The following is an 11,743-nucleotide window of genomic DNA, read 5'->3' as shown; positions in this document are numbered from 1 at the left end:
GTGCAGTGTCGGAGATATTACGGTTGTTAATCGGGCTGCCGTGGGCATCAGCGGGAGCCATCCCGGGTCATCTGAAGCATTTTTACAGCAACGCAGCGATGCTAAAACTGCCCTCGAGACGTGAGCGTGAATATGCGAGGGAAGTGAGAGAAAAAAGGTCGAAATATCCCTTAAAAAACAATGCCGGTCACCTTAAGTGACCGGCATTAGCCACCCGGGCTCGTTTTGTCAGGAGATGAGCGGAATTCAGCGCGCCATCGGCAACGCCAGTGCATCCAAAATCAGATTCACGACAGTCTGCGGCTCCTGAGTTCCGTCGACCACATGATGGGCGGACTCCTGATAAAGCGCTTCGCGCTCATTCAGGACTTCTGTCATTTCTTCAGCGATCGGCTTGCCCGTCAGCGTCGGGCGCTGATCTTCCAGTGGTGCATCTTCCAGACGGTTTGCCAGGGTAGATGCAGGGGAACGCAGATAAATGACCGTACCATTTTCACCCATAAAATCGCGATTTTCCTGGGACAGCACCACGCCTCCCCCTGTGGCAACCACGGTCAGTGGCGAGGAAATGGCTTTTAGTGTCTCAGTTTCACGACGGCGGAAACCTTCCCAGCCTTCGCGCTCAACAATATCTGCCACGCTGAGACCAGAAGCGCACAGTAACGCCAGATCGGTATCGACAAATTTGTAGCCCAGAGCTTTCGCCAGAGCGCTGCCAACCGTCGTTTTACCTGCACCGCGTGCGCCGACCATGAAAATGGTTTGTGTCATTACCGCTATCCTTTATTCCCCGGGAGCCGTTAGCCCGCCTGATGAAAATCCATCATCAATATGAAGTGTGAGTGTCAGAAGTGGGTCATTGCACTGCCCTGCCGATGTACTCGCCAGATAGTACAACAAAAAAGCCTCACTGGCAGATTTTTGTCACCTGCCGGTGAAGCTTCTGTAGCGTTTTATTTACGCCGTTCAGGGCATCATACTGAAAAATCCTTGCTGCGCAATGGCCTGCAATAAGCTTTGCGAGCTCTATCCCCTAAGTGGCTGTATCAGCGAGGTTTACAGATGTACACGAGTGCGGGCGGAAAATTCTTCACTACCCGGATTTTTTTCCAGGTGAAGTAACGTGATAACAATTTCTCTGACAGCTGGCTGTACTGGAATAAAACCAGCACGCCGTCTTTATCTTTCAGCTGTTGCCGTGTGGTCTGCAGAATCCTGATGCTGGTACGCAAAGGCATCGACAGCAGCGGCAGACAGGAAAATACGGCGTCATACTGCGTGCTCATGTGCTCGGCAGAATGCGCCATCACCTGCAAACGACTATCTTTCATCTGATTAAGCTTACGCACAAACGCGGGCTGTATTTCAAAAGCCTCAAGCCTGGCATCTGCCCGCATACGGCTCAGGATGCGGCGGGTCAGAACACCGTCGGCCGCGCCCAGCTCGGCGATATCCAGCKATGTTGTCCAGTCAATCTGGCTGAGCATCGCATGGCACAACCACGGTGACGAGGGCATCAGCGTCCCCATCGTGCGTGGTGAACTAATAAAATTCTGCAAATAAAAAAACTGATTCTGAATCGAAATCCCGGTGTTCTTAATCGTCATTCTTGCGGCATTTAACATTCAAACGTCCTCCTGGGGATATAGACCCTTATATCATCTTTAAATTCTTAAGAAATGATTAATAAGGGAATAAATCGCCTGAAAGGTTCATATAAAATAAATTACATGGGATGATTCTCAAAATAAATGTGATGAGAAGCGTGATACAGGGAATAGAAAAGGCCAATGTCAGGTGACATTGGCCTTCTCAACTTCATATAACGTCATTGAAACTAATAAGAATCAGACGAATTAAACGACTCGTTTAAAACACCAGATTTTTATTTATACAATTCAACGCTTGCCCGGGTCAGACTTGAATCCCCCGGTGTGTCTGCACCGATCACACGGTAGTGATTTGCACCTTTATCTGAGGCAATCTGGTTCAGCTGGTCATGCAAGCTGCCCGGAACCGTATTCGGCGCGCTCACAGACACAGTGCCCAATGACTGGTAATTACCACTTTGCGCCTGCATTTCTGTAATAGGCGTTGCAGCCAGGGCTGAGAATGAAGCAACAGTAATAGCAACAGCTGTAATTGCAGGTAACAGTTTCATATTACGCACCTTTCTTTCGTTAGTTTCGTTAATTAATGGGGCGGAAGCAATCCGTTGAATTAATTATCGGCGAATCAATGAAAGCGGACGTAATCGAATGTAAAGAAATTCAACCATTGTGGTAAAAATAAGGAGACAACGAAAGTAATCTTTTCAGTCACTCTAACTGCCGCAGAAATAGAGATATTTAATGGAGAAAGTATGGAGAGTTTTCAAAGTTATTTATAACCCGCACAACTTTTGCACAAATCGACGCCGGCATGCAATCACTGTTATGATTATTTTGTATGAATTTTCTGTTGCTGTGATCGCCTGCACTGTCAGGGCTACAGAGTTCGGTTTCCCGCGCGCGCGGAGAACCTTTGCATAATCATAATGATGAAAGGGAGTATTTATGGCGGGTGGTAGTCTTCTGGCCTTAATCGATGATATCGCATCGATTCTTGATGATGTGGCGGCAATGAGTAAAGTCGCTGCAAAAAAAACAGCCAGCGTGCTGGGTGATGATCTGGCGCTGAATGCACAACAGGTCACGGGAGTGAAAGCCGATCGCGAATTGCCGATCGTCTGGGCCGTTGCCAAAGGCTCGATGATCAACAAAGCCATTCTGGTTCCGCTGGCCTTACTGATCAGTGCGTTTATTCCCTGGGCCATCACCCCGTTGCTGATGATTGGCGGTGCCTATCTGTGCTACGAGGGTTTCGAAAAAATCGCCCATAAACTGATGCCGGGCGGGCATCATGAAGAAGAAAAACCGGCAGCCGCCGAAATAAAAAATGAAACAGAGGCTAAAACGCACGAAAAAGATAAGGTCAAAGGCGCGGTGCGCACCGACTTTATTCTTTCGGCTGAAATCATCGTAATCTCGCTGGGTATTGTTTCATCGGCGCCGTTCCTTAATCAGGTTACCGTGATGGTGCTGATTGCGGTGGCAATGACTATCGGGGTTTACGGGCTGGTCGGTGCGATAGTCAAAATTGACGACGCAGGTTTGTACCTGAGCAAGCTTGCCGGTGAAAGCAGCATCATGAAAGGTGTACGCGCCTTTGGCCGCGGCATCGTGAATCTCGCCCCCTGGCTGATGAAAATGCTTTCTGTCGTCGGCACCATCGCCATGTTCCTGGTCGGCGGCAGTATCATCAGCCACGGTCTGCCATTTATGCACAGCCTGATTGAGCCTCTGACGCACGGGCACGAAAGCTGGGTGAATACACTGATTACCGGTGCCACTGATTTAGTGGTGGGCCTGATTGTCGGTGCCGCCGTGCTGGCGCTGGTGATGACTGGACAGAAGGTGTTCGGTAAAAAATCATAATGCAGAAACATTGCGCCCTTCCTTATGCCGGAGGGCGCAATTCACCGCTATTCCCTTCAGTTCTTCGACGCCACCAGCATCATGATATCGCTGGTGAATGTGCCGTCAGGCTGGATCTCAAAATGTTTTACCACGTCGTCAGACATCTTTTTTTGCAGCTCGCGGATAGCGACGGCGAAATGTTCAGGCGTGCGCATGCGGGCGATCCAACTGGTGAACTCCAGCGGCAAACGATCTGTCGTCACTTCACGCGCAACCAGCCCGGCTTCAGCCACCATGTTCAGCCATTCGCCTGGTGAATAGTTGCAAACATGCGAGGTGTCGCGCAGCACTTCCACGGTTTGCAGATAAATATTCAGCAACGGATGCCCCGGCGACACCACATCCATCATGATAAATTTCCCGCCCGGCTTCAGCACACGCGCCACTTCACGCAGCGCCTGCCCGACATCATGCCAGTGGTGCGCGGAATAGCGGCTGATAATCACATCCGCGCTGCGGTCGTCGAACGGCAGCGATTCCGCCACGCCCTGTTGCACGGTGATATTCGTCAGTTGCTTATCCCGCGCAGCCTGTGCAACCACGTCCAGCATCTGTGACGACAAATCGTAAGCAATCACATTTTTAACCACACCTGCTGCGACAAAGCTGGCGTGCCCTGCCCCACAACCCAGATCAATGACCCGCGCCTCGTTATAGGGTGCCAGCAACCCCGCCAGACGGTGTAAATCAGCGCCCTGCGAGTGAACCGCACTGGTCAGATAATCCTGAGCCTGTGAACCAAACTGCTTATCTACGGCCTGACTGTGAGTATTTTTTGTGTTCATCATTGCTCCTGTCTGTCTTGTTTTTGTAATAAGAATGCGGGTTTCAAATGACCTCAAAATCACTATAGGCATTGTTCTATACGGGTACAATATGAGCGTTTATACTGGTATCAATTACACCCTGTTTAAGTGAATATTATGATTGATAACGCAGAGTCGCTCAGCGGACCGAAAGCGCTGGGCACGTTTTTACGGACTCACCGCGAACGCGTGACGCCGGAAATGGTCGGGCTTCCCGGTTCACCACGCCGCAGAACCAGCGGTTTGCGCCGCGAAGAACTGGCACAAATCAGCGGGATCAGCGCAACGTGGTATACGTGGATTGAACAGGGGCGCGATGTGTCCATTTCCGCTGCGACCCTTGACAGCCTGGCCAAAGCGCTGCGCATGGAACCTGCGGCACGAGAGTATTTATTCAGTCTGGCGTCGGTGAAAGATCCGCAGGTATTACCCTCTTCCGGCGCACCGGACGCCAGCCTGAAAGAGTGTGTCAGTCAGTTCGCCTGCCCCGGTTATCTGCTCGACAGTAGCTGGAATGTACTGGCGTGGAATCCGCAAGCGGAGGCGTTGTTCAGTGGCTGGCTGGGGGTTGATGAACACCCTAATTTGCTGGATTTTATGTTCCTGCATCCGCTGGCACGCCAGTTGGTCACAAACTGGCCGGAACGCGCCAAACGTGTAGTGGCGGAGTTTCGTGCCGAGACCAGCCATTACGCCCATTCTGAAACAGTCCGTCAGTCGGTAATCAGCCTGCGCGATCGCAGTCACGAGTTCAATCAGTGGTGGTCGCAGCAGGAAGTGCTGGCGCGTGAAGGCGGTGAACGCCGTTTTCATCATCCGCTTCAGGGCGAAATCTGTTACCGGCAACAGACATTTTTCCCTGCCGGATATGCAGAATGTAAGCTGGTGATTCTGGTGCCGGAAGCGTAAAAAACGAGGGTGGCCAGCTTGCTGTTTTTTCTCGTTTAACTGGCGTTTTCACCAATTGACATACAGATGCCGGATATGTGAGGCTGATTTTTTTGGTTTCCTAAAATAATTGGTTTCCTCCATGACAGGATAATGCCCATGATGACTCGCCAGATCTATCAGGATGAAGAATTCGAAATTCGTGTAGCGACCGAACTTGAGGCCGTCACGCATTTAGCGGCGGTTAAAGCCTCCGTGAAGGAAATTGGCGCATGGGAATCCTGGTGTACGGATAAATATTCGCTTGAAGACAGCCGGAAATATCTGGCCGACAGCGAGCAGAAACGCCATCGCGGCGCAGAATTCAATTTCTGTGTATTTGAGCGCTCAGGCGGTAATCTGATTGGCAGTGTGGGCATCAACCGCATCACGCCGGAGTATAAATTCGCCAATCTCGGTTACTGGATCCGCACCGGTTATACCGGCCGCGGACTGGCGACGCTGGCAGCCAGATCGGCGGCGCGCTTTGCGTTTACCGAGCTGGAGCTGACCCGTCTGGAAATCGTGGTAATGGAAGGCAATGACCACAGCCGACGGGTGGCGGAAAAAACGGGCGCGATATCAGAAGGTCTGCACCGCAACCGGCTTTATTATCACGGCCAGCCGCGTGACGCCTGGATGTATTCCCTGATCCCGGGCGATCTCTGAGACTGGTTTCACAAAAAGATAAGGCAACAGAACATGACTTTTTCTACCCATACCGTATCTACCGACTGGCTGGCGAAGAATCTGAACTCACCGGACGTGGTCATTATCGATTGTCGTAAATCCAAACCGGGCATTACACCGCCCCTAGATTTCCACGCAAAATATCTCGAAGCGCATATTCCCAATGCGATTTATGTGGAAGTCGACAGCATCTCTGATTGCACGACCGGCCTGCCACACATGATGCCGACAGCGGAAGAATTCGCTGCGTCGATGAGCCGTTTAGGCGTGGCCGATACGCAAACCATCGTCCTTTATGACGAAGGCGATTTATTCTCCGCGCCACGCGTGTGGTGGATGCTGACCAGTTTCGGAGCCAAAAGCGTACGCGTGCTGGATGGCGGTCTGAACGCATGGATTGCCGAAGGTAAGCCGGCGCAAAGTGGCGAGCACACCCGCGTGCCCACGACGTTCAACGCCGGACTGGTGCGTCCGGTGGTCGTGAGCGCAGAACAGGTCAAAGATGCCATCGGTAACGTGCAGATTATCGACGCCCGTTCACTGGCGCGTTTCAAAGCCGAGGCACCGGAACCGCGTCCCGGGCTGCACGGCGGTCATATTCCCGGCAGCCTGAGTGTTCCGTTTACCGAATTGACGCAGGACGGACACCTGAAATCACCGCAGGATCTGAAGGCAACGTTTGAGCGTCTGGGTGTGGATCTGAATAAACCGGTGATCACCAGTTGCGGATCCGGCGTGACGGCCGCCGCACTGGCATTTGGGCTGGATTCTCTGGGTGTTAAAGACGTGCTGCTGTATGACGGTTCGTGGGCTGAATGGGGCGATATTAACGAAGATTTTCCGATCGAAACGCACTGATCCCATGATGCAGAAAAACGACAACCGGGCACCGTGCCCGGTTTTTTTATGTCGTTTTTTGCAATGCAGGCATCAGCTCACTGACGCCAAACGCCTGAGCTAATGCTTTCATCTGGCTGATGACGCGGTAAGCCTGCCGCGGCACTTCGGTAAATCCTTCAATAAGTAAGGGATGACTGATCGGTTCATCCACGATGTCATGTAACGCCTGCCGCAAAATTGCCAGATCCTCCGCAGAGGTCTCCGGAGAAGTAATCAACGGTAAACCCGGTACAGCAGCCGTTTGTCCGATCACCGCCAGCCCGCTGAGGGAGCGGGGTTCGCTACGGCGCAGGAGTTCCAGCGTCACGCAGTCAATTGCCGCGAGGTCGGCGAGATTCTGCTGAACGTAATGAAGCGATTCACGGTGGCTGCCGGTCGCCGTCGCCCGCGAGAAGAATGTCCCGTCTTTGGCCAGCGGTGCGACCAGTGCACGCAGGCTGTTATAACCTGACTGGGAGTCGGTGCTGTTAAACGCCAGCCGCCGGTGACGGAAACCGGCCAGATGCAATCCGGCATCCTCCTCACGCGCCAGCAAAAAACTACGGTAACGGAAACCATCGCAACCGGGGGCGTGATAACTGAATGTGCCTACCAGCTGAACCTGCGGCAAGCTTTCCATCAGCGGGAAACCGCAGGTCTGGCTGAGCAGTAAATCCGGCGCCTGCCAGTGTGAGAATAAATCCTGCGGCCAGTTAAGCCTGTCCGGCGTGGAGGCGAGGCCAAGTTGCCTGAGTTTTTGGCGTAACACTCCGGCGAACGCTTCCACATCAGCGGGAGAAACCGCGTACATCGGCAAAGACATCAGCATCATCTGGCCACTCCGTCAGGGGGTATCCTGCTGATAATCATAGTCGCCTGGCACGGATTGCGCCGGAGATTTCCCGGCGGCAAAAGGATGAGCTTCGACGTCAACGGGTGTCTGCGTGTGGTCACGGAACCACTGGCGATAACCGTGCACCACAAAACCCCCGCTGCGCTGAATATAGGCTTCGCGGTCAGCGACATAGATCTGGCGCAGCGCATACCATGGCACGCCGGGTAAATCGTGATGCACCAGATGATAATTCAGATTCAGAAACAGTAAACGCCACAAAAAACCGGCTTCATTCAGCGTTGATCTGGCCTGCGGCGCATGCTCTGCGCGATGCTCAAAGAAAGAACGAACTTTGGTCAGACTGAGTGCCGGATAACTTACTGCGAAAATAAAATACAGCGGCGACAGCCCGCGTTGCGCCATCCCGCTGAACACAACCACCAGCAATGCGCCATGTATCAGCCACATCCCCACTGTGCGCCACTCACCGCGCAACACGGCTATCAGCGCGCCGGTCAGCGTACTGACGATATCCAGTAACGGGCCAATGAGCATTCTTCCCGGCAAGGTATTGCGCAGACGGACAACGGCCTTCATGGCGGGCGACAGACTTTCCCAACTGGCGCGGCTGAAATAATAGGCTTCAGGATCATCGCCGGGCAGCGTCAGATGTTCATTGCGGTGATGTTGCAGATGCGTGTCGCGATACAGGCCATAGGGATACCAGACCGCCAGCGGCAGCGTGCCAATCAGCTGATTCAGCCAGGGTTTGCGGGTCGGATGCCCGTGGATGAGTTCATGTTGCAGCGACATATACCAGGTCGTGAACCAGATAAGCACAGGCGTTGCGAGCCATGGCCCGAGATTATTCCAGAAATACACTGCCGCAAACCAGCCGCTGTAAACCGAGACAATCAGTAGCCAGGTGGGGATTTCCCGCCGCCACCAGAAATGGTGCGAACGGAGGGTGATTTTGGCCCGCTGACGGGCGCTGAGGTAAAACGAAGAGGACGCCATAATGTGCCAGAGTCAGGGAACCTGACACATTATCGGGTAACGAATGGATGCCGCTAACTAACTTAAATCACTATCTATTGCCAGCTAGCGGCTAACAGACTCAGCCCTTCATATCTTTTTGCAGTGCCTGAGTAAATTGTTCCATCGGGCAGAAGCCCTGTTTGTCGGCGGTACATCCTTCAATGTGCAGCGTCACACGTTCCGGCGGATTTTTCAGACTCAGCGCCACATTGTTGCGGATCTGACGGGCGGTCGGATAAACGTATTCAATTTTCATCAGATCCTTATCCGCTTTCTTGTCATGCCAGCGCTGGAAGACCACCGTGCCGCTGATAGGCGTCCGCTCGTACTGCCCCGGCAACTGATAATCCTGCGTTTTCAGTGCGGCCAGCAAGGAAGCGATATTCGAATCGTGCCCGACCAGCACCGCCAGTTTTGCCTGTTGCGCGGCTTTCTGATCGGCGGTTGACGCCAGTTTCGGGTCCAGCGCACCGGCAATAAAGGTCAGCAATGGTTTAGCCGCGTTGGCAGCAATCGCCGGCGAGCCGAAAAGTGTTTCGTGATACAGATTTTTGATGGTTTCCAGCTTTGTCCATTGGTCTGGCGTATCAATTTTACCCCAGGCAACATCTTTCATCGGGAAACCTTCGTAGTACTGCAACATGAACGCATCGGTCGCCCCGGTGGCCATACGCAGCGGCCCGGTAATGCCCGGTTCTTTGCCCTGTGTCAGCACCACGTCTGACGGCTGCGAAGCCAGATCGCACTGCTGTTTCTCTTTACAGATTTTACTGTTTTTGTAGTCGAGGATGCTTTCCAGCAACTGATAGTTCGGCTTGAGACGCTGATTCAATCCCGTCAGACCGCCCTCACCCGCGTGCTGATTAATGGAATTCAGGGCGCTGGTTTTGAAGGTATCGTTCACTTCTGCGGTAATAATCGGGTTAAACACCGGATCCATCTTGCCGATTTCTACGCGGTTAAGCACCGCGACATCGCAGCCGGGAAAAGCGCCGGTGGTGAAGTGTTTCGCGGTATCAATGGTGCGCGGCAAACTGTTGGCGTAGGTAAAGACCTGCGCATTTTCAGGGCATCCGGCGGCAGGCAGCAGTTTGTCTTTCGCCAGCCAGGCACGGAAATAATGCCCCATATGTTCGGAAACCTGACCGCCTTTCGGTGTCAGCAAACCGCCTTCGGTTTTCCATACCGGCCAGGTGTGTGTTGTCGATTCGGCCAGCACATCGCCATAATTGACCAACGGGGCGCGGATACCGTGCCGGCTAAGCACCAGAACCTGTTGCAGTTCTAAATTATCGGACTGGGCGGCCTGAGCGACGGGCAACGTGAGAGGTAAAACGCAGGCAAGTGCAGACAATGCAAAATAACGGGATGCTTTTTTCACGAGTGATCCTCTTGATGAAGTGTTTTGTAGATTCCCTGAAAACAAAAAACACCGCAGAAGCCAACAGATTGATTCCTGCGGTGAATTTTTAGCATAGTGGAATATTCATCAGAAGTGGGGGATCAGGTTCACAACCTGTGGCCGGGCTTTGTACAGTCACAAAAAACGCATCAGAACTGATAACGCAGCCACGCAAAGAACACATTGCCGTTATTGTAGGTTCCCGGAATATACGTCGCCTGGAAGGTCAGTTTGTTATAGCCGACAGAAGCCAGCGGTAAAACAATCGGGATAGGAATATATTCATAATCGTCACGCGCCGTCACCGCCGCGGTATACCCCAGCCCTAAGCGAAAGTTTTTATCTTCTGCTGGCGTCCATATTTTTTCCCAGCCGTAACCGCCGATGGGTTCCCATTTATTGTGGGAATCTTTAAACGCCATAAAATAAATGCCATTCCAGTTACCCTTTTCATCATATCTGGAAATACCATAGCCTCCCCCCCACGGACGTTCGTTGTATTTATCGGTTTTCTCTTTATCGTAGGTCAGACGGTTATGCCAGGTGATTACCGGCAGATACAAATCCTGTGCATCAGAATCATTCCAGGTCGTTGATACTTTATCGGTGAAGTCTGACCACACGTTCGCAGCCAGCGATTTGTACTGAATGGTATAGGGATCGCTGACGGGGTTAGTACCACTATTATTAGCTGATGCTGACGCACTCACACTGATGGCGCCAAAAAAAATGATTTCCCTGATAACGTTTCTAATATTAACGATGTGCATTTATTGTTTTAACTCCATGTTGAAGCTCTATCATAACTCCATCATGAATGAAGAATATAAACACGGATAAAACAAAAATACTGTAAATCGTTAATCATCTGAATTTTAAGAAAATGGTTTTCCAATTATCAGATTTTTCCTGAAACCAATACAACATTTCTTACACTCACAAACATTACTTTAAAGACTATTCCTATTAAATTTGCAAACGCAGCCAGCCAAAAAGTACATTCCCCTTAGAATTTGTACCGGGAATATAGGTAGCCTGGAAAGTCAGTCTCGAGTACCCGACAGACACCAGCGGCAGGACTAACGGGAAGGGGACGTAATCATAATTATCCCGCGCCGAGACAGCGGTTATATACCCTGCCCCCAGACGAAATTCTTTATCATCCAGTGGCTGCCATATTTTTTCATAAGCGTAACCGGCCACAGGCTCCCATTTATTAAAGGAGTCTTTAAAGGCCATTGCATAAATCCCGTGCCAGTTTCCTTTTTCATCATAACGTGAAATACCATAACCGCCGCCCCACGGATGTTCATTATACCCATCAATTTGTTTTTGACTGTGTGTATGTCGGTTATGACGCGTTAATACAGGCAGAAAGAGATCCTGCTGCTGAGGTGCCATCCATGTTTCAGCAACATTATTTTTATAGGAATCCCATAAGCCTTTATCATTTTCTTGCGAGGAAACATTCTGCTGCTGAGAATTAATAACATTATCTTGCGCCTTAACATTAATTGAAAGCAATAATGAAAAGGTTAAAAATGCAAAAGCGAATGCTGCGCGATAATTCACGGAATATAAATTTTTCATTGGCGTTAAAGCCCTGTTGAGTTGACCGGGGCAGTATATAACGACAAACACATATAAA

General features: G+C 51.4%; 13 protein-coding genes and 1 pseudogene. 5 read left to right on the top strand and 9 right to left on the bottom strand.

The window, feature by feature from the left end; all coding sequences use genetic code 11:
- Window positions 1–200, top strand: a pseudogene (locus AC1DUO_RS18395) (IS4 family transposase); the annotation flags it as partial.
- A 46-nt stretch (window positions 201–246) separates the two neighbouring features.
- Here AC1DUO_RS18395 and aroL read toward each other — a convergent pair.
- The 3 genes from aroL to AC1DUO_RS18380 form a co-directional block, all read right to left on the bottom strand.
- On the bottom strand, window positions 247–771 hold the full coding sequence (gene aroL, locus AC1DUO_RS18390; RefSeq protein WP_013576694.1) for a shikimate kinase AroL: 525 nt from the start codon (window positions 769–771) through the stop codon (window positions 247–249).
- A gap of 275 nt (window positions 772–1,046) precedes the next feature.
- Window positions 1,047–1,625, bottom strand: coding sequence for a class I SAM-dependent methyltransferase (locus tag AC1DUO_RS18385; RefSeq protein ID WP_477988233.1), 579 nt, complete (start codon window positions 1,623–1,625; stop codon window positions 1,047–1,049).
- A 260-nt stretch (window positions 1,626–1,885) separates the two neighbouring features.
- A complete protein-coding gene (locus tag AC1DUO_RS18380) occupies window positions 1,886–2,161 on the bottom strand; it encodes a YdgH/BhsA/McbA family protein (protein ID WP_013576696.1) in 276 nt (91 codons plus the stop codon).
- Between the two features lie 394 nt (window positions 2,162–2,555).
- On the opposite strand from AC1DUO_RS18380, the gene AC1DUO_RS18375 reads away from it, so the two are divergent.
- Window positions 2,556–3,476, top strand: coding sequence for a DUF808 domain-containing protein (locus tag AC1DUO_RS18375; protein ID WP_013576697.1), 921 nt, complete (start codon window positions 2,556–2,558; stop codon window positions 3,474–3,476).
- 56 nt (window positions 3,477–3,532) lie between these two features.
- On the opposite strand, the gene AC1DUO_RS18370 is transcribed toward AC1DUO_RS18375, so the two are convergent.
- The gene (locus AC1DUO_RS18370) at window positions 3,533–4,303 is read right to left on the bottom strand and encodes a class I SAM-dependent methyltransferase (RefSeq protein WP_013576698.1); all 771 of its coding nucleotides are present in this window, start codon (window positions 4,301–4,303) and stop codon (window positions 3,533–3,535) included.
- A gap of 138 nt (window positions 4,304–4,441) precedes the next feature.
- Between AC1DUO_RS18370 and AC1DUO_RS18365 the strand changes: the two genes are divergently transcribed.
- From AC1DUO_RS18365 to sseA, 3 genes are all read left to right on the top strand, one after another.
- Window positions 4,442–5,233 carry a helix-turn-helix transcriptional regulator gene (locus AC1DUO_RS18365; RefSeq protein ID WP_119261903.1) on the top strand — a complete coding sequence of 264 codons (792 nt, stop codon included), beginning with the start codon at window positions 4,442–4,444 and terminating at the stop codon, window positions 5,231–5,233.
- A gap of 138 nt (window positions 5,234–5,371) precedes the next feature.
- A complete protein-coding gene (locus AC1DUO_RS18360) occupies window positions 5,372–5,920 on the top strand; it encodes a GNAT family N-acetyltransferase (RefSeq protein WP_112151736.1) in 549 nt (182 codons plus the stop codon).
- Window positions 5,921–5,953: 33 nt separating this feature from the next.
- Window positions 5,954–6,799, top strand: coding sequence for a 3-mercaptopyruvate sulfurtransferase (gene sseA / locus AC1DUO_RS18355; protein WP_119261904.1), 846 nt, complete (start codon window positions 5,954–5,956; stop codon window positions 6,797–6,799).
- 46 nt (window positions 6,800–6,845) lie between these two features.
- On the opposite strand, the gene AC1DUO_RS18350 is transcribed toward sseA, so the two are convergent.
- The 5 genes from AC1DUO_RS18350 to pagP (AC1DUO_RS18330) form a co-directional block, all read right to left on the bottom strand.
- Complete coding sequence (locus tag AC1DUO_RS18350) at window positions 6,846–7,652, bottom strand: phosphate/phosphite/phosphonate ABC transporter substrate-binding protein (protein WP_013576702.1); 807 nt, start codon at window positions 7,650–7,652, stop codon at window positions 6,846–6,848.
- A 12-nt stretch (window positions 7,653–7,664) separates the two neighbouring features.
- Window positions 7,665–8,672: a fatty acid desaturase gene (locus AC1DUO_RS18345; protein ID WP_112197068.1), complete on the bottom strand. Its 1,008-nt coding sequence runs from the start codon at window positions 8,670–8,672 to the stop codon at window positions 7,665–7,667.
- A 100-nt stretch (window positions 8,673–8,772) separates the two neighbouring features.
- On the bottom strand, window positions 8,773–10,074 hold the full coding sequence (gene agp / locus AC1DUO_RS18340) for a bifunctional glucose-1-phosphatase/inositol phosphatase (protein WP_015690317.1): 1,302 nt from the start codon (window positions 10,072–10,074) through the stop codon (window positions 8,773–8,775).
- A 170-nt stretch (window positions 10,075–10,244) separates the two neighbouring features.
- Window positions 10,245–10,865, bottom strand: coding sequence for a lipid IV(A) palmitoyltransferase PagP (pagP, locus tag AC1DUO_RS18335; protein ID WP_119261905.1), 621 nt, complete (start codon window positions 10,863–10,865; stop codon window positions 10,245–10,247).
- A gap of 196 nt (window positions 10,866–11,061) precedes the next feature.
- Window positions 11,062–11,685 carry a lipid IV(A) palmitoyltransferase PagP gene (pagP, locus tag AC1DUO_RS18330; RefSeq protein WP_037036764.1) on the bottom strand — a complete coding sequence of 208 codons (624 nt, stop codon included), beginning with the start codon at window positions 11,683–11,685 and terminating at the stop codon, window positions 11,062–11,064.
- Window positions 11,686–11,743 lie beyond the last annotated feature (58 nt).

It is taken from the genome of Rahnella sp. P4_A8 (assembly GCF_056402435.1).
This window is presented reverse-complemented; position numbering and strand designations above follow the sequence as displayed.